Source organism: Nocardia higoensis NBRC 100133 (genome assembly GCF_000308595.1).
Classification (GTDB): Bacteria; Actinomycetota; Actinomycetes; order Mycobacteriales; family Mycobacteriaceae; genus Nocardia; species Nocardia higoensis.
Window position 1 is genome coordinate 1 of record NZ_BAGA01000118.1, and the last position, 23,539, is coordinate 23,539.

22 protein-coding genes and 1 pseudogene are annotated in these 23,539 nt (G+C 66.0%); 16 read left to right on the top strand and 7 right to left on the bottom strand.

Features of this window, described 5'->3' with window-relative positions:
- Positions 1–290: pseudogene (locus ON26_RS33540) on the bottom strand (cytochrome P450); the annotation flags it as partial.
- 376 nt (positions 291–666) lie between these two features.
- On the opposite strand from ON26_RS33540, the gene ON26_RS34700 reads away from it, so the two are divergent.
- From ON26_RS34700 to ON26_RS21615, 8 genes are all read left to right on the top strand, one after another.
- Entirely contained in the window at positions 667–2,061 is a 1,395-nt protein-coding gene (locus ON26_RS34700) for an NsdA family TPR-like regulatory protein (RefSeq protein WP_505770310.1), read from the top strand.
- Between the two features lies 1 nt (position 2,062).
- Positions 2,063–2,554, top strand: a complete 492-nt coding sequence (locus ON26_RS21585; protein WP_083884271.1) for an SLOG cluster 4 domain-containing protein — start codon at positions 2,063–2,065, stop codon at positions 2,552–2,554.
- A gap of 118 nt (positions 2,555–2,672) precedes the next feature.
- Positions 2,673–3,899, top strand: coding sequence for a helix-turn-helix domain-containing protein (locus ON26_RS21590; RefSeq protein ID WP_040798054.1), 1,227 nt, complete (start codon positions 2,673–2,675; stop codon positions 3,897–3,899).
- Positions 3,900–4,015: 116 nt separating this feature from the next.
- Positions 4,016–4,888 carry a DUF1932 domain-containing protein gene (locus tag ON26_RS21595; protein WP_157171975.1) on the top strand — a complete coding sequence of 291 codons (873 nt, stop codon included), beginning with the start codon at positions 4,016–4,018 and terminating at the stop codon, positions 4,886–4,888.
- 119 nt (positions 4,889–5,007) lie between these two features.
- Positions 5,008–5,541, top strand: a complete 534-nt coding sequence (locus ON26_RS21600; protein ID WP_040798055.1) for a hypothetical protein — start codon at positions 5,008–5,010, stop codon at positions 5,539–5,541.
- 52 nt (positions 5,542–5,593) lie between these two features.
- Positions 5,594–6,976, top strand: a complete 1,383-nt coding sequence (locus ON26_RS21605) for a hypothetical protein (RefSeq protein ID WP_040798056.1) — start codon at positions 5,594–5,596, stop codon at positions 6,974–6,976.
- On the top strand, positions 6,973–7,482 hold the full coding sequence (locus tag ON26_RS21610) for an SLOG cluster 4 domain-containing protein (protein ID WP_083884273.1): 510 nt from the start codon (positions 6,973–6,975) through the stop codon (positions 7,480–7,482). The genes ON26_RS21605 and ON26_RS21610 overlap by 4 nt, the downstream gene beginning before the upstream one ends.
- 154 nt (positions 7,483–7,636) lie before the next feature.
- Positions 7,637–9,694 (top strand): ATP-binding protein, encoded by a 2,058-nt coding sequence (locus ON26_RS21615; RefSeq protein ID WP_245545948.1) that lies wholly within the window; start codon positions 7,637–7,639, stop codon positions 9,692–9,694.
- Positions 9,695–9,742: 48 nt separating this feature from the next.
- On the opposite strand, the gene ON26_RS21620 is transcribed toward ON26_RS21615, so the two are convergent.
- Together ON26_RS21620 and ON26_RS21625 are read right to left on the bottom strand one after the other, a co-directional pair.
- Positions 9,743–10,729: an alpha/beta hydrolase gene (locus ON26_RS21620; RefSeq protein ID WP_040798057.1), complete on the bottom strand. Its 987-nt coding sequence runs from the start codon at positions 10,727–10,729 to the stop codon at positions 9,743–9,745.
- A gap of 35 nt (positions 10,730–10,764) precedes the next feature.
- Positions 10,765–11,082 carry a putative quinol monooxygenase gene (locus ON26_RS21625; RefSeq protein ID WP_040798058.1) on the bottom strand — a complete coding sequence of 106 codons (318 nt, stop codon included), beginning with the start codon at positions 11,080–11,082 and terminating at the stop codon, positions 10,765–10,767.
- 184 nt (positions 11,083–11,266) lie between these two features.
- On the opposite strand from ON26_RS21625, the gene ON26_RS21630 reads away from it, so the two are divergent.
- A complete protein-coding gene (locus ON26_RS21630) occupies positions 11,267–12,151 on the top strand; it encodes an AraC family transcriptional regulator (RefSeq protein WP_051027336.1) in 885 nt (294 codons plus the stop codon).
- A 435-nt stretch (positions 12,152–12,586) separates the two neighbouring features.
- Here ON26_RS21630 and ON26_RS21640 read toward each other — a convergent pair whose 3' ends face one another.
- Positions 12,587–13,135, bottom strand: a complete 549-nt coding sequence (locus tag ON26_RS21640; protein WP_040798060.1) for a TetR/AcrR family transcriptional regulator — start codon at positions 13,133–13,135, stop codon at positions 12,587–12,589.
- 43 nt (positions 13,136–13,178) lie between these two features.
- On the opposite strand from ON26_RS21640, the gene ON26_RS21645 reads away from it, so the two are divergent.
- Positions 13,179–15,476: an ATP-binding cassette domain-containing protein gene (locus ON26_RS21645; RefSeq protein WP_040798061.1), complete on the top strand. Its 2,298-nt coding sequence runs from the start codon at positions 13,179–13,181 to the stop codon at positions 15,474–15,476.
- A gap of 86 nt (positions 15,477–15,562) precedes the next feature.
- Here ON26_RS21645 and ON26_RS31765 read toward each other — a convergent pair whose 3' ends face one another.
- Both ON26_RS31765 and ON26_RS32515 read right to left on the bottom strand, forming a co-directional pair.
- A complete protein-coding gene (locus tag ON26_RS31765) occupies positions 15,563–15,970 on the bottom strand; it encodes a hypothetical protein (RefSeq protein ID WP_373280954.1) in 408 nt (135 codons plus the stop codon).
- Complete coding sequence (locus ON26_RS32515) at positions 15,930–16,070, bottom strand: TetR family transcriptional regulator (RefSeq protein ID WP_083884274.1); 141 nt, start codon at positions 16,068–16,070, stop codon at positions 15,930–15,932. The genes ON26_RS31765 and ON26_RS32515 overlap by 41 nt, the downstream gene beginning before the upstream one ends.
- A 457-nt stretch (positions 16,071–16,527) precedes the next feature.
- Between ON26_RS32515 and ON26_RS21655 the strand changes: the two genes are divergently transcribed.
- Together ON26_RS21655 and ON26_RS21660 are read left to right on the top strand one after the other, a co-directional pair.
- The gene (locus ON26_RS21655; protein WP_040798073.1) at positions 16,528–16,881 is read left to right on the top strand and encodes a hypothetical protein; all 354 of its coding nucleotides are present in this window, start codon (positions 16,528–16,530) and stop codon (positions 16,879–16,881) included.
- Between the two features lie 217 nt (positions 16,882–17,098).
- Complete coding sequence (locus ON26_RS21660) at positions 17,099–17,335, top strand: DUF5652 family protein (protein ID WP_040798062.1); 237 nt, start codon at positions 17,099–17,101, stop codon at positions 17,333–17,335.
- A 55-nt stretch (positions 17,336–17,390) separates the two neighbouring features.
- Here ON26_RS21660 and ON26_RS21665 read toward each other — a convergent pair whose 3' ends face one another.
- Entirely contained in the window at positions 17,391–18,041 is a 651-nt protein-coding gene (locus tag ON26_RS21665; RefSeq protein ID WP_040798063.1) for a TetR/AcrR family transcriptional regulator, read from the bottom strand.
- A gap of 70 nt (positions 18,042–18,111) precedes the next feature.
- Between ON26_RS21665 and ON26_RS21670 the strand changes: the two genes are divergently transcribed.
- From ON26_RS21670 to ON26_RS21685, 4 genes are all read left to right on the top strand, one after another.
- Positions 18,112–19,755 (top strand): flavin-containing monooxygenase, encoded by a 1,644-nt coding sequence (locus tag ON26_RS21670; RefSeq protein ID WP_083884275.1) that lies wholly within the window; start codon positions 18,112–18,114, stop codon positions 19,753–19,755.
- Positions 19,756–19,758: 3 nt separating this feature from the next.
- Positions 19,759–20,592 (top strand): SDR family NAD(P)-dependent oxidoreductase, encoded by an 834-nt coding sequence (locus tag ON26_RS21675; RefSeq protein WP_040798065.1) that lies wholly within the window; start codon positions 19,759–19,761, stop codon positions 20,590–20,592.
- Between the two features lie 153 nt (positions 20,593–20,745).
- The gene (locus ON26_RS21680) at positions 20,746–21,660 is read left to right on the top strand and encodes an alpha/beta hydrolase (RefSeq protein ID WP_040798066.1); all 915 of its coding nucleotides are present in this window, start codon (positions 20,746–20,748) and stop codon (positions 21,658–21,660) included.
- A gap of 89 nt (positions 21,661–21,749) precedes the next feature.
- A partial coding sequence (locus tag ON26_RS21685) for an AMP-dependent synthetase/ligase (protein WP_040798067.1) occupies positions 21,750–23,539 on the top strand: 1,790 nt, incomplete at its 3' end.

The following is a 23,539-nucleotide window of genomic DNA, read 5'->3' on the forward strand; positions in this document are numbered from 1 at the left end:
CGTGGGTCGGCCGGGAAGTGCTCGGGGTCGTGCAGGATCTTCAAGGCGGTCCAGTAGCCGATCACCAGGGTCGCCGGGACGTTCGGAGCGAGCCAGATGGGGACGAGGGTGCCGAAGCGCTCGCGCATGTGGGCGTAGGCGGTGTGGGGGTCGGCGGCGAATTCGTCGGTGTAGAGGGGGACGCGCAGGGTGTCGGGGGTACTGAGCGGTGCGCTGCGCTGTCGCGGGCAAGCGACGGGCGCACACGCGCTGGGCAGCGCACCGAACGGTTCGACTCCGTGCGCTACCAGCGCCGCAGGGTTCTCCGGACCGAGCGATCGAGGCAGGGACACGTAGGCCCTGCCGCTGACATCCGGGAAGCCACCAACAGTCACGCTTGCTGCCTCGCAGGCTGGTGGACGCGAGAGGGGAGCGCTTCGACTCCTCTCATGGCGAATGAGCCACGGCATGACGGAAAAGATCACCGCCAGACCGGTCACCAAGCCGGTCACATCGATGGTGCTTGCGAGTTCGGACAACAATTCCCCCTGGACTCCGGATAGGCGGCGAGATGCATAACTGCGGATCACGGGCGTCGGGGCGTCCTGCCGGACGTGATGCTGCGTAACGGATCAGCCTCGATCGGATGACTCCACCCGACACCGTGCGACGAGCGTCACGCAGCCGATGCGGACGTCACAATGTCGCCGCTATGACTCTTGGCGGACATTCGCGGACATTTGCTGTCATCTTCCATTTGTGTTGCGCAACAACCACTTACCTTGGTCGCACCGTTGCCGAAGGTGGGGAGTCGAAGCCGTGTCCGATCCACGAACAGTCCTCGAACAGCTCATCCGTCAGGGGAACCGCAGCATCCCCGAATGGTGCCGATACTTCGGTGAGGTTGCCGAGCAACACCGTGAGTCGGCAACCTTGTCTGACAGACAACTTCGACGTTGGATGGCAGGGGACGTACTGGCATCGAGGCCCGCTTCACGACGCATCGCCGAAAAGGTGTGGCGTATGAGTTTCGAGGACCTGATCTCGACGCCGGAGCCGACGACGGATGGAGCGCCATCCGCCATCGCAACTGTGGATCAGGAGATCTCGATGAGCACAGAAGAGTCAGCGCGCTGGATCAAGCGCGGCACAGCCGGTGTCGATCCGATCGTCCTCGACCAGCTCCAGGCAGAGGTAGTCCGACATGCGGATGACTACCTGGTGAAAGCACCTATCGAACTGGTCCCGAAGCTCAACCAGACACGGCGCGAGGTCTTCGACCTTCTCGACGCCCCTCGGCAACGCCCACGCCACCTGGCGACGCTGTACCTGCTCGCAGGACAAGTGTGTGCCCTGCTGGCCCACGCCTGCGCCGATCTCGGCCGGAACGACGCCGCCGACACCCATGCGCGAACAGCGCAGCTGGCGGCGGACTTCGCCGAGGACGCGCACCTGTCCGCCTATGTTTCGTGGATTCAGGCGAACGTCGCCTACTGGCAGGGCGACTTCGCCCGAGCCGCGCACTTCGCGGAGTCCGGGCTCGCCACGATGGTCGACTACTCGACACAACTTCGCCTGGCCAGTCAGCTGGCACGCGCACGGGCCGCACTCGGAGAGCCCCGTGCCGCGCTCACGGCCCTCGACCAGGCGATGGACGTCCTTCCCCACATTCGCCCCACCGCGAGCGCGCCTGGTGTCATGCACTTCAGCCCTGCCAAGGCGCTGTACTACGGGTCAGAAGTACATCTCGCGATCGGCGGGCGCGAGCACAACAACCACGCACTGGAGCTGGCTGATCAAGCCCTCGGCCTGCTCACCGACAATTCCCCGGCGGAGTTCCGCGCCGCAGCGGACCTCGACGCGGCGCGCGCCAATCTGGCTTTGGGCGATGCCGAAGCCGCACATACCCGTATCGAACGGGTTCTCGCCCTGCCGGTGGAACTGCGGACCACCCCTATCGTCGGCCGCGTGCGGTCGGCAGGCGCCGAACTCCGCACACTCGCCGCTCGCACAGCTCTTGCACGCGATATATCTCAGCAGATCGAATTGTTCACGACCTATACGGCCGAGCGGGAGGACTGAAGTGCCCCGACTTCAGGTCGCGGTGTGCGGCCCACGCCATTGCAGCGCCGAAGACGCACAACGCGCAAGAGAGATCGGCAGACTCCTCGCCGAAGCTGACGCGACCGTCATTTGTGGTGGCGGCGTGGGCGTCATGGCCGCTGTCGCCGAAGGTGCCTCCAACGCGGGTGGCATCGTGATCGGCGTCCGCCCCGACACCGACCGATCAGCCGTCTGTCCGGGGCTAACGGCGGTGTTGTTCACCAACATGGGCGAGGCGAGGAACTCGATCATCATCGAGTCCGCCGATGTCGTCATCGTCGTCGGCGGTTCGTGGGGAACGCTGTCCGAACTCGCCTTGGCGAATCGGCGTGGGAATCTTCCTGTGGTGTCGATCGGCGGGTGGCGGATACTCGATAGCAATGGCGACGAGATCCGCGATTCGTTGCATACCAGTTCGCCGGAGGAAGCGGTCTCCACCGCCCTTACCGTTGCGAGCGACACAGCCCGCTGATTCCGGCCAACGCATTCACGCGCCGGTTCGGAGATGACCGCTTCGCCGGTGCACAGGGAGAAACAGGCTCGGTACCTTGGTGATCAGGGACCGAACTCGGATAGGTGGCGCGAGACCAATGCCCCAGTTCGCAGACAGCGGCGTAGGCCAACGAGTCCGCACGACTCGCAAGCTCCGCGGCTGGACACAGGTGCGGCTGTCCCAGGAAGTCGCGAAATACTCCGGCCAGGTCTCCCTTTCGCTGATCCGCCGTGTCGAACAAGGGCAGGTGCCCGCCTCCGCCGCGTTCACCGCGGCCTGTGCGCGGGCACTGAAGGTCAACACCTCCGACCTCTACGAAGAGGTGTACCCGCGCACGACACCCGATGAGCAGAAGATGCATGCCGGGATACCCGAGATCCGGCGGGAGCTAGCCACCTATCGCCTTCCGCCCGAGGACATTCCGATGCGGCCCGCCGAGGACCTGGCCAAGGATGTCGAGAAGGCGTCTCGCCTCCGGCACGCGGTCAAACTGGACGACCTGGGCGCGTTGCTCCCCCAGCTGCTGCACGATCTGCGGGTCGCCTGGTACTCGACCACCGGCACCCAACAGGAGCGGATGTTCGGCTTGCTGGCCGAGACCTACGCCGCCACCAGCCAGGTCGTCTACAAACTCGGCTACATCGATCTGAGCAGCCTGGCCGTCGACCGTTACGAATGGGCGGCGCTGCGTTCCGGCGACCAGCTCGCAGTCCTGGTGGGCGACTACCAGCGCGCGGGCGAAATGATCTGCGCGGCAGACTATTCGTCGGCAGAGACGTTTCTGGAAGCCAGTCGCGCGACGATCGAATCCGATCTCGCCAAGGGCGATCCCAGGGTGCTCAGCACCTGGGGCAATCTTCACCTGAAGTCGGCATTGGCAGCCGCACGAGCAGGCAAAGCCGATGCGGTCGACGCGCATTTGCGAGAAGCGCAAGAAACCGCCACGCGTCTCGGTGAGGACCGCGACGACTACCGCCTCTGCTTCGGCCCCACCAACGCCGCGATCTGGAGCGTCGGTCTGGCCGTGGAGCTGATGGACGGGGCTCGCGCAGTCGAACGGGCGAAGGGCCTGCATCTACCGGAGTCGACTCCGCGAGAACGCTTGGGCCACCACTACATCGACTTGGCGCGCGGCTTCCAACTCGTCGGGGACAAGGAGGGTGCGTTCAACGCGCTCCAGCTGGCCAAACGGATCGCGCCGACCCAGACTCGCTACCACCCGATGGTGCACGAGACGGTTCGGGCGATCGCCAGGCAGGAGGCGCGGGCTACGGACACGCTCCGGGGATTCGCCGCGTGGTGCGGGATTTCGACTCTCGCCTGACCCTCGACCTCCTGCCCGTGGTGGGTGGAGCGCGTCGCGTGTGGCAGTCACTTGACGGATGCGCCACACACAGCAAGGCTCGCCCCACCCCCAGCCACCCAGTAAGGACCGGTCCAGTGATTATCGGACTGCTTCACCCAGGTCTAATGGGAGCCGCTGTCGCAGCTCGCCTGGTCCGTCACGGGCACACCGTCCTCTGGCACCCAGATGGACGCAGTGCCGTCACAGAGGAGCGAGCTTCCGAGGCCGGGTTGCAACCGGTCCAGAGCCTTCCCGAACTACTCTCCAACGCCGAAGTAGTCGTGTCGATCTGCCCTGCCGCCGCTGCTGAGAGCGTCGCCGAACTCGTCGCTCGCCATGGCTACAGCGGGGTCTACGCCGACGCCAACGCCATCAGCCCCCGGCGGATGCGCCATATCCACGACCTCTTGGTCTCCTCCGGCGCGCAGGTCATCGACGCCGTGATCAGTGGACCGCCCCCACAAGGCGACACGTCACCGCGGATCTACCTCGCCGGCCGCACAGAGGCCACCGCCCCCGCTCTCGAACTGTTCAGTCGCAGTGAATTCTCGACCACGGTCCTCGGCGAGAACGTCGGTGCGGCCAGCGCATTGAAGATGGCTCTTGCGTCCTATCTGCGCACCACTCGGATGCTCGCCGCAATCGCCCACGCGCTGGCCGATGAGCACGGCATCACCACATCTCTCGTGCACGAGGCCGAGCAGTTCGGGGCCGGGCCACTCGCCGACCGCGCCTACCTCTCGAGCGTGGCTGCCCGCGCCTGGCGATGGGAAGCAGAGATGGGCGAAATAGCGGAGACCCTCGGCGAAGCGGGTCTTCCCACACACTTGGCCGATGCCGCTGGTCTGCTCTACCACCGACTAGCCTCCGCGAAGGATCAATGGTCCATCTCACCCGAGGAGGTCTTACTCTTACTTGCGGATTCGTCGGCGACTACAGCGCAGCCACACCAACGACGCGGCCAATGACGAGCTGAGAGGACTGCCCGATGGGAAGCCCTGATCCGGCCTGAGCCACCGGCCGAAAGGATCGCAATTCTGATCAACAGCGTGCGAGTGAGATTCGGACCAGCAGCGAAAGGAAAGGCATGAGCGACGACGATCAGTTGATCATGGATCTCGGCGTTCCCGTCGAACGCACCCCGTGGGGGAAGTGGGTGGATGCTGACCGCCGTGCGGCACAGGTCCGCAAGTTCCTTGAATACGCGGGGATCAGCGAGTTGCCGCTGGAACCATGGCCCGAGGACGCGTCCGAAGTGAAACTCCTGAATGCCGTCGTTGCCAGTCTCTTCCCGGACATGACTACCGCCATGGCCCCGGAGAGCTCGGACATGGCGGACGCCTTCATCTGCTTGATCGGCGAATGTTTCATCAGATGGGCCGGTGCGACATGGATCGACTACGACTGGTTCGGTCGCGACCACTCCTTTTATGATCACGTCAACCCGGCGCTTCGGTTCGACACAGCAGACGAAGACGAGATCACCGCCTGGTATCTGATGGACAGCATGATCGGCTACGACCATGAACGGTACGAGGGCATGTTCTCCGAGATATCCGCGACGATTCGAGATTACGCCCGATATCGGGAAGAAGAGCGAAACGGCGTAGACGCCGAATAGTCCTTCTATACAACCCTTCACCACCGTTCAATATTCGGGGGTTGGCGCAGCCATGGACGGATACGACAGGGATCGCAGCCGTGCCGACAACAACACCCGGGGGCGAGTCTTCGAGAACGGCGCGGACCTGTTCTTCCGAGACAGCGCCCAGGGATATGTCAAACAGTCGCGAATCTTGAATACTCACGCAGGCGCGGTACGCTTCGACAAGTTCAGGGAGGCGGACGGCCGCATCTGGTCGATCGAAGAGAAATCCGGTCGACTGGAGGGCAAGAAAGATGAAAAACAACTGCATGCCCTCCGAATCCTGCTCCAGAACAACGGAAACCACCATCATGTCCTGCGTTCGGTCGAGGGCGAGCATGTGTCGAAGGAAGTTCGCGACCTGATCGAGGGAATTCAGCGAGACTTCCCGAGTCAGTTCACACATCGCGTCGTTTCACGGGCTGAGGCTCGCGAGATCTGGGCACTCGGTCGTGAGCTCGAGCGTGGTCAGCAGCTCGAATTGCCGGGTGTCGGCCGGCTGGCGCGGGAACAAGTTCAGGAACGGAAGGACCCAGGTCGGGAAAGGGCCTTCATGAAGGCCATCGAGACAGGCAAGGATCTGGCGAGGCAACGCGACCGACACCGTGATCAAGTGCAGGGCCAGGTGCGGGCGATAGCCGACCGAGCCGACGCCGGAAATCCCCTCGATTCGGAGAGTCTCCAGAAGCAGCACGAGCGCCTGACCAAGAGGCTGGAGAGCATCAGAGAGGCCGAGCGCCGGAATGAGCGCAACCTGTTGAAATCTCTCGGCCTGCGACTGAGCGAAGACCAGATCCGCACGATGGAGCAACTGAAGGAGGAAGAACGGGAAAAGCGCCGGAAGGATGTGATTGCTGGTCTCGACAAGATCGGCCATGAGGTCGAGCGAGGACAGTGGCGTGAGATCACCGACCAGCACAACGCGCGGGTGCATCAGCTCGGTGTCGAACACCTGCGGTCCGTGGAGAAGCACTATCGCGGCCGAAGCAGCTACGAGCGGGAAACAGCTCTCGAGCAAGCACAGCGGCAGGTCGAGCGATTGTTGCTCACACCGGAGAAGACCGAAGGACTGAACCTCGAACGGCTCCGCGCCGTGCACGACGGCCACGAATCCGGCTACGACTCCCTCAGCAAGACCTACACCTATCAGCGGCCCGGCCAGGAGCCCACCCAAGTCGAACACGACGCACCGGAACGACGGCTGGCACGGATGATGCAGGATGTCGACCGGGGCCTGTCGGTCGACCAGGTACTCACGCGAGAAACATTGGGAAACAGCGCTACTGGACCGGCCTCAGAGGCTGCGCGGCGACTCCTGGACCACTCGGCGCCGATGAGTCGGGGCAGACATCGAGAATCGGAGCACGAGCGGCAGCGGGGAGTCGACCGAGGACCGGAGCACCGACGATGACCAGGAGGACCGACGTGCGCCCATTACAAGTCGCCGTGTGCGGCCCACGCCACTGCACCAGCGAAGACGCACACCGCGCGAAGGAGATCGGGCGGCTCCTCGCGGAAGCCGGCGTAACGGTCATCTGTGGGGGCGGCATGGGCGTCATGGCCGCAGTCGCCGAAGGAGCAGCCAGCGCGGGCGGGACCGTCATCGGCATCCGCCCGGACACCGACCGGGCCGCTGTCTGTCCGGGACTGACCGCGGTGCTGTTCACCAATATGGGCGAGGCCAGGAACTCGATCATCATCGAATCCGCCGATGTCGTCATCGTTGTCGGCGGATCATGGGGAACGCTGTCGGAACTGGCCTTGGCGAATCGCCGGGGCAATGTCCCGGTGATCTCGATCGGCGGATGGCGGATACTCGACAACGAAGGTCGTGAGGTCTCGGACTCACTACATGTCAAATCTCCGGAAGAAGCAGTATCCACGGCCCTGACTGCCGCAAACGACGCAGCCCGATGACCCTGGTTCCGCAGCCGCTACATGGCTCAAAGCATCCCATGCCCGATACAGTTGCCTCCACCTCGGACACCAGTCGACGCACCGGCGTCCGGATGAGGTCGTACATGTCCGAGTGCGTCGTTAGGGTGGGAATCCCCGAGCATCGAGAGAGGGCATGATGGCGCTGACCACTTCGCTGGCAGGTCGAGTGCGAAACACGAGCCTCCCGAAGAGTCATTCGCTACTACCTCTGCTGGAAGCTGTCGTCAACGGCCTCCAGTCGATCGATTCGCGTTTTGCCGACAACGCTGGGCAGGGATGCTTGCGCGTTGTCATCGAGCGGAGCGGCGAAGCCGAACTGGACCTCGGCCTTTCCGGACCCGGCCGAATGGCACTGAAACCGATTACCGGTTTCCGAGTCGAAGACAACGGTCTGGGCTTCACCCCGGAAAACATGAAGTCGTTCGAGACGCTGGACAGCGACTACAAGTCCGGAATGGGTTGCCGCGGAGTGGGCCGCCTGCTCTGGCTGAAGGCTTTCGACCGCGTCTCGATCCGCAGCGCGTTCCGCGATGGATCCGGCGGACTTCACACACGGCAGTTCCGGTTCTCCGTGGACCGGGAAGTGGAGCACATCGATGCGCCCGACGATTTCGGCGATATCGGAGCCGCAGTGCATCTGAGCGGTTTCAAAGCAGCCTTCCAGCGCCATGCACCGAAGACCATCGATGTGATTGCTCGCGAGGTCTTCGAGCACTGCATCTGGTATTTTCTCCGGCCAGGCGGTCCGCCCGAAGTGACGATCATCGATCACGCGGAAGGCGAAGAGATCTCCCTCGCCAGGCTGATGGAAGATTTTATCTTCTCCGATCTGCCGACGACCAGCCTCGATGTCGGAGGCCGGAAGTTCGACATGGTCAATCTCTGTCTGAAGTCCTCGACGCGCAACCTGACGCCTCGACTGTATTGGTGCGCCGCGAATCGCGTTGTCGCCGAGGAGAACCTGACCGGCAAGATTCCGGGCCTCTACGGACGCTTGAAGGACGAGACGGGAACCGAGTTCACCTATGTCTGTTACCTGTCGTCCGATTACCTTGACGCGAATGTTCGCTCCGACCGGACGGCATTCGACATAGCCGAACGGACGACCGGACCGACGCTGGAAAATGATCTTTCTCTCGAGGACATCCGCGCCGGCGTGCTCGGCCAGGTGGAGAATATTCTGGCGACGCCTCTGGCCGCTGCCCGCAACGAGGGCAAGACACGGGTCCATGAGTTCGTGAGCGACAAAGCACCGCGGTATCGACCGGTCCTCGCCCGACTAGAGGCGCTCGGAGTTAGTGTCGATCCGTCCATCAAAGACTCCGAACTCGAACTGCTGTTGCATCGCAACCTGCAAAGGCTGGAAGCCGAAGCGCTGGCACAAGGCCAGGCAATCTTCACACAAGTGGGTTCGGTCCACTTGGAGGGTTATCAGGAACAGCTGAAGCGCTACCTCGATATCGTCGATGACATCAATCAGTCCGACCTCGCGGCGTATGTCGCTCGGCGGCGGACAATCCTCGACATCCTGTCCAAGCTCATCCGAGTCGATGATCAGGGCAGATACTCGCGCGAGGAGGCTGTTCACCAGTTGCTCATGCCCATGCGCACCGACTCCAACGAGATCGGCATCGACGCGTCGAACTTGTGGATTCTCGACGAGCGGCTGGCGTTTCACGACTACCTGGCCTCGGACAAGACTCTGAAAAGCATGCCGATCACCGGATCGGATTCGACCAAGGAACCCGATATCCTCGCGACGCGACTTGTCGACACCCCGGTATTGGCAGCCGAGGGCGAAAAGCTGCCGCTGGCCTCGATCGTCGTGGTCGAGATCAAGAGGCCGATGCGCAATGACGCCTCGGAGGGCAATGATCCGATCGCTCAGTGCATCGACTACGTCAAGCGCGTACGCAGCGGTGGCGTCTTGACGGCTTCAGGGCGTCCCATCCCTCCGTCACCCGAGCCGCCTGCCTTCTGCTACATCGTGGCCGATCTGACACCGACGATGGTGAGCCGATGCGAGCTGGTCGGCTTGGAGCGTACAGCCGACGGCCTCGGCTACTTCGGATTCAACGGTCCTTCGAAGACATACATCGAGGTGATTTCCTTCGACCGGCTGGTCAACGCCGCCAACGAGCGCAATCGAGCCTTCTTCGACAAACTCGGGCTACCGTCGTCCAGTCGATGATCCGCCGGCCCTCTCACTCGGTCCAGATGCCGGTCGCTCTGGTCCCCGTCAGAGCGTCGGGGCCGGGTGATCCGGTCCGGTTGCCAACCCCTGCAGTACCCGGGTGAGCCACTCGGTCCGCGCTCGCCGGGCGGCAGCGGACAGGCAGGCTTGCGGGAACAACGCGTCGAAGCCGTGGAATCCGCCTGCCCAGAGATGGAGTTCGGCGTGACCTCCGGCTGCCCAGATGCGGGTGGCATAGTCGACGTCCTCGTCGCGGAAGACTTCCGCGGAGCCTGCGTCGATGTAGGCGGGCGGGAGGCCGGACAGGTCGTCGGCTCGGCTGGGCGAGATGTAGGCGGGGATCCGGTCGTGGGGCAGGCCGGTCAGCACGGCGTTCCAGGCGAACTCGTTCGTCTCGCCGGTCCAGACGGTGGGTTGGCCCGAGTACTGCCGGCTGGAGGTGCTGGTATTGCGATGGTCGAGCATCGGGCAGCTCAGGATCTGGGCGGCGATCGCGGGCCCGCCGAGGTCGCGGGCCATCAAGGTGACCCCGGCGGCCAGACCGCCCCCGGCGCTGGTGCCGGCGACCACGATGCGATCGGGGTCGATGCCGAGTTCGGCGGCGTGGTCGGCGATCCAGCACAGGCCGCGGTAACAGTCCTGGACGGGGGTGATACCGCCGTGCTCGGGGGCGAGGCGGTAGTCGACGGTGACTACGACCGCACCGATCGCGTCGAGCCATTCCAGCGGAATATCCAACTGGGAGAACCGGTCTCCCATGATCATGCCGCCACCGTGCATCCAATAGACGCAGGGCGCCGCGGGGGCGGGGGCGGCCGGCGTCAGGACGGTCATCGGGATGGCGGTGTCGTCGGCGGGCACGGTGACTTCGCGCTGCTCCACCGCGCGGCCCATGAGCACGGCTTCCAACGGTGGCGTCGGGATCCGGCGGAGTTGGAGAAGTATCTCCGGTGTGATCCGCGGGATGAGCGGGAAATCGGTGAGCAGCGCGCCGAGTTCGGGGTCGAGGGCGGGGCGGGCGACGGTCGGCATGTTCAATTCCTCTGTGCTGTAGCGGGATTCGGGGATCAGAAGGTAGCTTTGCCGCCGACCGGGATGTAGTCGGTGTAGGGGCTTTCGCCGGTGACGAGCTGTTGAACTTCGGCGACGACGGCTTGCGCGGCCTCGCCGGCGAAGAGCCGGTGATGATCCGCCGCGCTGGTCCAGCCTTCGGTCACGTGGACGACGTCGGGATCCGACGCGGATCGGCAGACCAGATAGACCAGGCAATGCTCACTGGACGCGGGGTTGCCGTCGTCCATGCCCGTCAGCAGCAGATCGACCAGCTGGTCGGCCTTTCCGGGCTTGGCGGTCAGGAGGGCGTTGAATCCGTAGCCCACAGTCATGTCGTGCTCCTCGATGATTGGCTCGATACTCCCGAAAGATCCCGATCGGATACTCGATCAGGTTCCTTCGATGTATCCATTTTCGCCCTCTGAGGTGCGCGAACAGTAGAAGAAAGCTCTCTCGTCTTTGCCCGATACTCTCGGCACAAGCACTATCGGTCGGATGCTGTGCTGCAATCGGCGTATGAGTTTCGACGAACTCCGCACGTTGCTGGCCAGGCACGCGCGGCCGGATCAGGGGACCGCCATCGACGGCCTGCACATAGCGAAGGTCGACGCTTCCGGGCCGCCCGCGACGGAGATGTCGGGCATCGTGCTGGCGGTGCTGGCCCAGGGAGCCAAGCGCCTCGCCGCCGGCGATCAGGTGCACGAATACCGGCCGGGCGACTACCTGATCACCTCGATCGACCTCCCGGTCACCGGCTCGTTTCTCGAGGCAACCCCCGAGGCGCCTGCGCTCGGGTTCGCGCTCGTCCTCGAGCCGTCGGCCATCGCCGACCTGCTCATGGACGTCATCCCGGGCGCCCTGCCCCGCCCGCACCCCAAACCGGCGCCCGCCATCGCGGTCGGAGCCCTGACCGACGAACTCCTCGACGCCGCCGTCCGTCTGCTCCGACTGCTCGACCACCCCCGCGACCAGGCGGTGCTGGCGCCGCTGATCAAGCGCGAGATCCTGTGGCGACTGGTCACCGGCGAGCACGGCGAGGCGGTTCGCCAACTCGGCCTGGCCGAGAGCGGTCTGCACCACATCGCACGGGCCGTCCGCTGGATTCGCGATCACTACGCCGAATCCTTCCGCGTCGCAGACCTGGCCGGGATGTCCGGCATGAGCCCGTCGGCCTTCTACCGCAACTTTCAGATCGTCACCGCTCAGAGCCCGATCCAGTTCCAGAAACAGCTGCGCCTGCAACAGGCTCGTCTGCTCCTGCTCTCGAACACCCAAGACATCACCGCGGTCGCCCACCGGGTGGGTTATGACAGCCCTTCACAATTCAGCCGCGAATACCGCCGCATGTACGGGCTGACGCCGCGCGCCACCGCCACCCATGGTTCGGCGCCCGGCGCATAGATCGCCGACTGCCGGGGCAGGCCCGCGCTCACAAGCGGCGGTGCCCGCGAGCCATCGTGACCGGATGCCACACCTGGGGGTCTCGCCGCCTTGCCCGGCGATGAGCGCCCCCGCGGAGTTCAGTCGGCCTGGCGACCGATGCGGGCGAACCCTGGCGATGCAGGCGATGTAGAAGACCGACATGCCGGTGGTCGTCACGAGGAAGTCGTTGGCGTTGGCGATCGCCATCGCGACGATGACACCCAGGCCCACGGTGGCCAGTAACGGTGCGATCTTCTCCGCCCACAGCTGGTTGCTGCCCGTGAGGCCTATTTCCTGCTCGGCAGGCAGCCGTCGGACGAGAGCTGACGATCTCCTCGATGAGGAAGGCGCCGCTGTCCGGCGGGTGGCGGCCGCCGCCTCGGCCGACGATCTGCGCTGGCGAGCGTCGAGGCGCTAAGCGAGCAACGCGATGAACTCACGAAGCTTGTCGGTGAGGTAGGTCTCCAGTGACGGCTCGCCCCGGAAGGCCCACCAGGTCACCGTGCCTTGCCAATACGCGGCCAAGGCGAAGCCGGCGCCCTCCGCCACGGAGTTCAATCGCGCGTCGAGCTCGGCGACCAGTTCTTCCTCCCACGCGACGCCACGGCGACGCAGCACCGGGTCACGGACGTCCTCCCTGAGGACGAGCAATCCCTCGCCGTAGGTGCCGGATTCGTCGTACTGCCTCGACAGGCCGATGAGCAGTTCGAGGGCGCCCTCCGGGGTCCGCGGAGTGGTGGCGATCAGCTCGCGTGTCCTTGCCTCGAGGGTGTCCCAGGCGTGCAGGAGAGTGCGTCGGGTCAGCCCGGTCTTGGTGGCGAAGCGCTGGACGAGCGTCGGCGCCGACAATCCGCAGCGGTCGGCGAGGCCGGCGAACGTCAGGCTGCCGATGCCCTTCTCCCGCACCAGCGCGAGGGCCGCGTCGAGCACTTGCTCATCGGACTGGGTCTTCGATCTCGTCACAACCCCGATGATAAACTAACGATCGTTTATATATGGAGGACAGATGACGCTGGAAGACACGGCAGCGCCGGCCGCCGACAGGCACGGGGTCATTCGTGTCGTGGGGGCCAGGGAGAACAACCTTCGGGACATCACGCTCGAGATCCCGAAACGACGGCTGACGGTGTTCACCGGCGTATCGGGGTCGGGGAAGTCCTCGTTGGTGTTCGGCACCATCGCGGCCGAATCACAGCGATTGATCAACGAGACCTACTCCGCCTACGCGCAGGGTCATCTGCCGCGGCCGAACAGGCCCGACGTCGACGCCCTGGAAAATCTCAGCGCCGCGATCGTGGTCGGCCAGGAGAGAATGGGCGCCAACGCGCGCTCCACCCTGGGCACCGCCACCGACCTCAACGCGATGCTGCGCATCGTCTTCAGCCGGCTCGGCCGGCCGTATGTCGGGCCGGCGTTCCACTTCAGCTTCAACACTCCAGAGGGCAGCTGCCCCGCCTGCGACGGGCTGGGACGGGTCACCGACCTCGATGTCGACGAGCTGCTCGACCGGAACAAGACCCTCGACGAGGGAGCGATCAAGGTTCCCGGCTACAGCCCCGACGGCTGGTACGTGCGGACCTTCACCGAACCCGGATTCGTTCCCGGGGACGTCCGGGTGGCCGACCTCGGTGAGCAGGAGTTGCACAACCTGCTCTACCGGGAGCCGACCAAGGTCAAGGTGCAGGGGCTGACCGTCACGTATGAGGGCCTGGTGCCCCGGGTTCGCCGGACGATCCTGACCAAGGACCGGGATTCCGCCAAGCCGCACATCGCCGCCTTCATCGACCGCGCGGTGATCTCACGACCGTGTCCGGACTGCGGGGGAACCCGCCTCAACGAAGCGGCTCGATCGTCGCTGATCGACGGGGTCGGCATCGCCGATGCCTGCCGCATGCAGATCAGCGACCTGGCGGCCTTCGTCCGGGAGTTGTCCGCCCCCGAGATCGCCCCGGTGGTCGCGGCGCTGCGGCAGACGTTGGACTCTCTGGTGGAGATCGGCCTGGGCTATCTCAGCCTCGACCGCAGTACCGGCTCACTGTCCGGCGGTGAAGCGCAGCGCGTCAAGATGGTCCGCCACCTCGGCTCGCCGCTGACCGATATCACCTATGTGTTCGACGAACCCACCGTCGGGCTGCATCCGGACGACATCTCGCGGATGAACGCGCTGCTGCTGCGACTGCGCGACAAGGGCAACACGGTGCTGGTGGTCGAGCACAAGCCGGAGACGATCGCCATCGCCGACCATGTGGTGGATCTGGGCCCCGGCGCCGGAACCGACGGCGGTGCACTGCAATTCCAGGGATCGGTGGCGGGCTTGCGGACCAGCGGCACGCTGACCGGCCGCCACCTCGACGATCGCGTTCGATTGAAGCCCGAGGTCAGGATTCCCACGGGAGTGCTGCCGATCCGGGGCGCCCGCAGGCACAACCTGAAGAATGTCGATGTCGATGTGCCGCTCGGGGTGCTGACCGTGGTGACCGGTGTCGCGGGCTCGGGCAAATCCTCACTGGTCAACGGCTCGCTGCCGCGAGACGCGGGCATGGTGACCGTCGACCAGTCGCCGATCCGGGGGTCGCGGCGCAGCAACCCGGCGACGTACACCGGTCTGATGGACGTGATCAGGACGGCTTTCGCCCGCGCGAACGACGTACGCCCCGCCCTGTTCAGCGCCAACTCCGAAGGCGCCTGCGGGCACTGCAACGGAGCGGGAGTCGTCTACACCGACCTGGCGATGATGGCGGGGGTGGCGACGGTGTGCGACCACTGCAGCGGCGCACGATTTCGACCCGCGGTGCTGTCGTATACGTTGCGCGGCAAGAACATCAGCGAAGTTCTCGCCATGTCGGTGGACGAGGCGTTGCCGTTCTTCGCCGGAACAGCGCGAGCCCGCGAGATCGTGGAACGCCTGGCGGCGGTGGGCCTGGGCTACCTTCGCCTCGGGCAACCGCTCACCACCTTGTCCGGCGGCGAGCGCCAACGGCTGAAGCTGGCCGTGCGACTGGCGGAGCAGGGCGGAATCTATGTGCTCGACGAGCTCACCACGGGTCTGCACCTCGCGGATGTCCGGCATATGCTCGGCCTGCTCGACCGCCTGGTCGACGCGGGCAAGACGGTCATCGCGATCGAGCACCACCAGGCCGTGGTGGCGCACGCGGACTGGATCATCGACCTCGGGCCGGGAGCGGGCGCGCACGGCGGGCGCGTCGTATTCGAGGGCCTCCCCCGCGACCTGGTGGAATCCGCCGACACCCTGACCGCGCGGCACCTTCGCGCCTACCTGGCCGTCGAGAGCGCCGCTGTCTGAATCCGGGCCGCGACCGCGGGCGCGACCGGTGCCGAGGAGGTCTCGGCTCGATTCGCAGCACCGCCCGGTCCGACGACTTTCCCCGCTCAGGCGCCAGCCGCCCCGGCGCCGGTCACGACCTGTGCGAGTGCCGGTTCGAGGGAACCGGCACGCCCGACCAGCGAATCCACGCGCAGGTCCACCAGTTCCGTACGGGTGAGGGGTTCCTCGCGCAGCCGGGTGAGGGCGGTCTCTTCGATGAACGCCACCCATCCGCGCAGCCCGAGCCGCAGGCGCCGCGCCCGGCGCTCGGGCACGGCGACCGGTATTTCGGCAAGGATCAGGCCGATGACGGCTTCGCGGGTGCTGTCGACGACCGGCACGAGATCGGGGCTAATGCTGGTCGGGCCGCGCAGCAGGGCCGGCTGCGAGGTGCGGTTCTCGGCGATGTAGTCGACACAGCGGCCGATGGAGTCACGCAGCCTGGCCGGTGCGCCGAAGGTGTGATCGGAAATCGCGTTTGGTCGGGAAGTAGTGGAACAGCAGGCCGCGGGAGGTGCCCGCTGCGGCGGCGATCTCACTGATCGAGTTGGCCTCGGCGACCACCTCCCGCACCTGCGCCTATACCTCGACGACCTCGCCACCGTCGACCGGAGGCGCTGCGCGCACGCCCCTCACCCGGCAACTGCTCGAGACTCCAGGCGGGGTGGATGAACTCCGCAGCCTGGTGAAGCACATTTTGGAGGGTGAGACCAGCGAAGACGATCTGGCTCCGCTGATCGATCAGCTCGGCCCCAGGGCCGGGGAGGCCATCATGACAACCGCCGAACAACTCCGTGCCGAAGGACTCGTCGTGACAGCTCACGTCATTCCCCACCCGGCCGATCAACCATGCACGCGGCCATTCGCATGCTTCTCACCACGCAGCCGCACCATGCCGCGGCTCGGCGCTCTGAACTGGGAAAAGAGCCCTCGCCAAGGACTATCGGCCCTATAGAACCCCGGGGTCCGAGCGCATTCTTGAGGCCGAGTCGCTCGACAAACCTCCGTTCGACAACCTCGAGGAGTGATCATGGCAGAGACCACCGAGAAGAAGACCGCGTCGACTACCGAGAAGAAGACCGCGTCGGAACGAGTGTCAGACCTGTCGGAACGAGTAGCAGGGCTGTCCGACGACGTGCTCGCGTCGGTCGAATCCGGACAGCGGACCGCGATCGATGCCGTGCGCAAGTTCGTCAGTGCCGTCGATGAGTCGATGCCGGCGCATGGCGAGGACCATCCGTCGAGACGCAATGCCATCGTCGACGCCGCTCTGGATATGGCGGACAAGCTCGTCGAGACCCAATACGAGTTCATCCGAAAGGTCGTCGGCAGCGCGAGCGAGACGCTGAAAAAGCAGGACGAGGCAAAGCGGGGTGAGGATTAGTCGCGCTGCTGCCTCGAGGTCCATCGGTGTAGCCGTGACAAGGAGAAAGCGCCGGCTGACCGCAACGACGCGGCCGGGTGCGCTGCCACGGTCGGCTCCGGACATCGGGCGCTGACGCTCCGACCCCGAACCGTTCCACCGAGCCGCTGCCCGGCTCCGGGAGGGACATGGGCGAGAATGGCGGCGACGCTGCCCTGTTCGAGGAAAAGAGGTCACAGTGGCGAAGCGGAAGTGGAGCGACCTGAGCGAACGCAGCCGCAGGCTGATCGTCGCCACGACAGCGCTCGAAACGATTCTGAAGATCGTGGCGCTGGCAGATCTCGCCCGTCGGCCGGAGTCGGAGATCCGCGGGTCGAAACGGGCGTGGGCGACGGCGATCGTGCTGCTCAATACGGTGGGCGCCGTGCCGCTCGCCTATCTGCTGCGCGGGCGCCGACCGTCGAGCAGGAGCTGACGGTCCCGGTCCACGAAACACGTTCGATATCGAGCACCTCGGCCGTCGGCGCGATTCAGCCGACGGCCGGTTCCGCGGCGATCAGTGCGTCCGCGAGGGCGGGCTCCAGTGAGCCGGCGAGGCCGACCAGGGAGTCGACGAGCAGTTCGACCAGTTCGTCGCGGGTGATGGGTTCCTCGCGCAACCAGGTCAGGGTCGTCTCCTCGACGAATGCCACCCAGCCGCGCAGGCCGAGCCGCAGGCGGGTCACGCGATGCTCGGGGATCGCGAGGGGCGTTTCGGCGAGGATGAGGCCGATGACGGCTTCCCGGGTGCTGTCGACCAAGGGGCGCAGGTCGGGGCTGACGCTGGTGGGGCCGCGCAGCAGGGCCAGGTAGGACGTGCGGTTCTCGGCGACATAGTCGACGTAGCGGCCGATGGAGTCGCGCAACATGGTCAGCACGTCGACGGTGTGGTCGGGGGTGATGCGGTCGAGCAGATCGGTGTTGGCGTGCTCGACGACGGCGAGCAGGAAGTCGTGCTTGGTCGGGAAGTAGTGGAACAGCAGGCCGCGGGAGATGCCGGCCTGGGCGGCGATCTCGCTGATCGAGATGTCTTCGGGGGTCCGTTCGCCGAGCATTTTCACGCCGAGGGCGATGAGCTGACTGCGCCGTTCGTCCGGGCTCAGCCGGGTGCGTTTGGCGGTGCGGTCGGGGGTCCTACTCACAACGAACAGCTTACTGAACGCTGCTCAACAACTGTTGACTCATGCTCAGTAGAGCCGTAATCTGCTTTATATGAGTCGCAAGGTTACAGACAACGCCGTCGTGACAGGAGCTGCCGACGTGACCACTACCTCTCCCGCGACCGGAGCCGCTGTCGAGGACCGACAGGGGGCCGCCCGGCACGTCAGGACGATCATCATCGGCAGCGGATTCGCCGGCCTCGGCCTGGCCATCAAGCTGAAGCAGCAGGGCCGGACCGACTACCTGGTCCTCGAGCGCGGCCACGATGTCGGCGGCACCTGGCGCGACAACACCTACCCCGGCGCGGCCTGCGACGTGCCCTCCCACCTGTACTCGTATTCCTTTGCGCTCAACCCGGACTGGTCGCGCTCGTTCTCCCGGCAGGGCGAGATCCAGGCCTACATCCGCTCGGTCGCCGAGAAGTACGACGTACTCGACAAGCACCTCTTCGGCTGCGACGTCACCGGCGCGCGCTGGAACGCCGACACCGCGCGCTGGGAGATCACCTCCAGCCGCGGTGACTTCACCGCCGACACGCTGGTCTCGGCTGTCGGCGCGCTCTGCGAGCCGAACCTGCCCGATATCAAGGGCATCAACAGCTTCGAAGGCGAGATCTTCCACTCCGCGCGCTGGAACCACGACGCCGCGCTCGACGGCAAGCGGGTCGCGGTCATCGGCACCGGCGCGTCGGCGATCCAGATCGTGCCCGCCATCGCCTCGCGGGTCGCCCACCTGGACGTCTATCAGCGCACCGCGCCCTGGCTGCTGCCGCGCTTCGACCGGCCCTACACGCTGCCCGAGCGCCTGGCGTTCAAGCACATCCCCGGCGCGCAGCGGCTGTCCCGCGCGGCGATCTACGCGGCGCGCGAGACCCAGGTGGTCGGCCTGGCCAAGTTCCCGGCGCTCATGCAGGGTTTCCAGCTGCTGTCGAAGGCCAAGTTGCAGATGGAGATCCGCGATCCGGAGTTGCGCCGCAAGGTCACCCCGAACTACCGGATCGGCTGCAAGCGCATGCTGATCTCCAACGACTACTACCCGGCGCTGGACCGCGACAACGTCGACCTGATCACCGAGGGGATCAGCGAGATCCGCCCGAACTCGATCGTCACCACCGACGGCACCGAGCGCGAGATCGACGCCCTGATCGTGGCGACCGGCTTCCACGTCACCGACTCCCCTACCTACGAGACGATCGTCGGCAAGGACGGGCGCACGCTCAGCGAGGTCTTCGACGACATCGGCCAGCAGGGCTACAAGGGATCGGCCATCGCCAACTTCCCCAATATGTTCTTCCTGCTCGGACCGAACGTCGGCCTCGGCCACACCTCGATGGTGTACATGATCGAATCCCAGATCAACTACATCGCCGACGCGCTGGCCACCATCGACCGCCTCGGCCTGCGCACGGTGGAGGTGCGCCGTGAGGTGCAGGACGAGTACAACCGGGAACTCCAGAGCAAGCTGAGCGCGTCGGTGTGGAACACCGGCGGGTGCGCCAGCTGGTACCTCGACAAACACGGAAACAACACCACATTGTGGCCGGACTTCACCTTCCGTTTCCGTAATCTGACCAAGCGCTTCGACGTGTCCTCGTATCTGACGAGCACCGCGGCGTCCACACACACCACGGGGAGCCCGAGCACCACTTCGACGCCGGAGCCGGTCGCCGTTCCCGCCGAGCCGAAAGTTGTTTGAGCCGTGAGCAATAAAGACACCTACTTCCGGAACAAGGTCTGTGTCGTCACCGGCGCGGGATCCGGCATCGGCCGGGCGCTGGCCGAGACGCTGGCGAGCCGGGGCGCGAAGCTGGCGCTGTCCGATATCGACACCGACGGCCTGGCCGAGACCGTGCAGCGCTGTCAGCGCTACGGGGCCGAGGTGAAGGCGGATCGGCTGGACGTGACCGAGCGCGAGCACGTGCTGCGCTACGCCGATGCGGTCAAGGAGCACTTCGGTGTGGTGCACCAGATCTACAACAACGCGGGTATCGCCTTCCACGGCGAAGTCACCAGGACCGAGTTCAAAGACATCGAACGCATCATGGACGTCGACTTCTGGGGCGTGGTCAACGGCACCAAGGCGTTCCTGCCGATGCTCATCGAGTCCGGCGACGGCCACGTGATCAATGTGTCGAGCCTGTTCGGCTTGATCGCGGTGCCCGGCCAGGCCGCCTACAACTCGGCCAAGTTCGCGGTACGCGGCTTCACCGAGGCGCTGCGCCAGGAGATGCTGATCGCCAAGGCCCCGGTCAAGGTGACCTGTGTGCACCCGGGCGGCATCAAGACCGCGGTGGCCCGCAACGCCACCTACGCCGAGGGCATCGACGCCCGCGCCACAGCCGCGGACTTCGACAAGAAGCTGGCGATCCACACCCCGGAGATGGCCGCCAGGACCATCCTCGACGGCGCCGCCCGCGGCGAGGGCCGGGTGCTGATCGGCTGGGAGGCCAAGCTGCTCGACCTGTTCGTGCGCGTGACCGCCTCGGGATATCAGCGCATCGCCGCCGTGGTGAGCGGTCGCTTCCTGCCCTGAGCCGAGGCGTCCCGCCTCGGGAACGATCGCCGGGCCCGGCCGCGCCGACGGGCCCGGCCACCGCGGCCGCGCCGCGTCCGCGGCACACCCGCACGCCGGTTCCGCATCCGGCACATCGGCGTCGGACTCCCCTGCTCGAACGGAGCCAGGATCATGCGTGATCTCGACATACCGCTGCCCGTGATGCGAGCGGTGCTGACCCCGCTGTACCGGGTGATGATGCACCATCGGATGCCCCTCGCCGCCCGGCGCACGCTCAGCGATATCGCCGCGCGCGCCCAGATCGTCCCGGCGAACACGACGGTGACGCCCCTGCGGCTCGGCGGCCGGCCCGCCGAACGGCTGACCGCTGGGAACTCCGCGCCGGACACGGCCGTGCTCTACCTGCACGGCGGCGGCTACACCATCGGCTCGCTGACCACCCATCGCTCGCTGGCCGCCCGCCTGGCCCACGAGACCGGCGCGGCGGTCTACCAGCTCGACTACCGGCTGGCGCCCGAACACCCCTACCCCGCCGCGCTGGAGGACGCCGTCGCCGCCTTCGACGCGCTGATCGCGCTGGGCCACACCCCGGATCGGATCGCCGTCGCGGGCGACTCGGCAGGCGGTGGGCTGAGCCTGGCGACCGCGCAGCGCCTGGTGGCCCAGCGCGGGGTGGCGCCCGCAGCGCTGGGGCTCATCGCGCCGTGGGGGGATCCGAACGGGCCCGTCGCGGGGGATCGCGATCTGGTGGTGAACCGGTGGTGGTCGGACCAGTGCGCGCGGGACTACCTCGGGGCGGGCGATCCGCATGCCACCGGCTACGCGCCCCTGCGCGGCCCGATGTCCGGTCTGCCGCCGACCTACGTCCAGGCGGATATGGGTGAATTGCTGTATAAGCAGTGCGTAGAGTTGGTCTCGGCACTGCGCGAAGCCGGCGTGCACGTGCGGTTCGACGAGAGCAACGGCCTGTGGCACGTCGCCCAGCTGCAGTCCTCGCTGACCGCCCCCGCGGCGGCTGCCGCGCGCGAACTGTCGGCGTTCCTTCGGGCGGCACTGCAACCGGTGGATACACGCGACCTGGGCTGATCATCGAGCCGGATTGCGGCGGCCGAACAGACACCACGCGGCGAGGTGTCGTAGATTACCTGCGAGTAAACATACGTGGAAGGGCACTGATGCGAGAGTTCGAAGTCCCGGCTTCCTACACAATCCCGGATGACGCGAACAATTCCGACAACGTCTTCCGCCATGCCGAACAGTCGCCGAACGCCGTGCTGTTCAAGGTGCCGAATGGCGAGAACAGCTGGTCGGACGTCACCGCGGCGCAGTTCGCGGCCGCCGTGACCGGTGTGGCGAAGGGCTTGATCGCCGCGGGCATCGAACTGGGCGACCGCGTGGCCATCATGGCCCCCACGCGCTACGAGTGGGCGCTGCTCGACTTCGCCATCTGGGCCGCCGGCGGCTGCACCGTCGCGATCTACGACAGCTCCTCCGCCGAGCAGGCCAAGTGGATCCTGCAGGACTCGGAGACCAAGCTGCTGGTCGTCGACAGCGACAAGCATCGTGCCGTGATCGACGAGATCGCCGACGGCGCGCTGCCCGCGCTGGCCGAGATCCTGCAGATCGACAAGGGCGCGATCGAGACGCTGACCGAGCGCGGCAAGGATCTCGACGACGCGCAGGTGCACGAGCGCCGCAAGCAGGTCGTCGCGAGCTCGCCCGCCACCCTGATCTACACCTCCGGCACCACCGGCCGCCCCAAGGGCGTCATGCTCAGCCACGCCAACCTGTGGGCGGAGTCGACGGCCGACCAGCGCGCGCTGAAGGAGTACGTCTCCGAGGGCAAGAAGACCCTCATGTTCCTGCCGCTGGCGCACGTGTTCGCCCGCGCGGTCGCGCTGGCCGCCTTCGACGCCAAGGTCATCGTCGCGCACTCGTCCGACTGGTCCACGCTGGTCGACCAGTTCGGCGCGTTCAAGCCCGACTTCATCCTCTCGGTGCCGCGCGTGTTCGAGAAGGTGTTCAACGCCGCCAAGCAGAAGGCGCACGACGGCGGCAAGGGCAAGATCTTCGACGCCGCCGCGGCGACCGCCATCGCCTACAGCGAGTCCCTCGACAACGGCGGCCCCGGCCTGGGCCTCAAGCTCAAGCACGCGCTGTTCGACAAGCTGGTCTACGGCAAGCTGAAGGCCGCGCTCGGCGGGCAGTGCCAGGCCGCGGTGTCCGGCGGCGGCCCCCTGGGCGCGCGCCTCGGCCACTTCTTCCGCGGCGTCGGCGTGCCGATCTACGAAGGCTACGGCCTGACCGAGACCACCGCCGCGGTCAGCGTGAACACCGTCAGCCATATCCGCGTCGGCTCGGTGGGCCGTCCGCTCGAGGGCCACGCCGCCAAGATCGCCGAGGACGGCGAGCTCCTGCTGCGCGGACCGGTCGTGTTCAGCGGCTACTGGGGCAACCAGGAGGCCACCGACGAGGCCTTCGTCGACGGCTGGTTCAAGACCGGTGACCTCGGCGCGCTCGACGAGGACGGGTTCATCACGATCACCGGCCGCAAGAAGGAGATCATCGTCACCGCCGGCGGCAAGAACGTCTCCCCGGCGGTGCTCGAGGACTCCCTGCGGGCGCATCCGCTGATCAGTCAGGTGATGGTGGTCGGCGACGGCCGTCCGTTCATCGGCGCGCTCATCACCCTCGATCCCGAGGCGCTGCCGGGCTGGAAGGAGCGCAACAACCTGCCCGAGGACACCCCGATCGAGAAGCTCGTGGAGAACCCCGATCTGATCGCCGAGATCAAGGCCGCGGTCGACGACACCAACAAGCTGGTGTCCAAGGCCGAGCAGATCAAGAAGCACACGATCCTCACCGTCGACTGGACCCAGGAGACCGGCGAGCTCACCCCGAAGATGTCGCTCAAGCGCAATGTCGTGATGAAGCAGTGTGCCTCCGAGGTGGAGAAGATCTACAG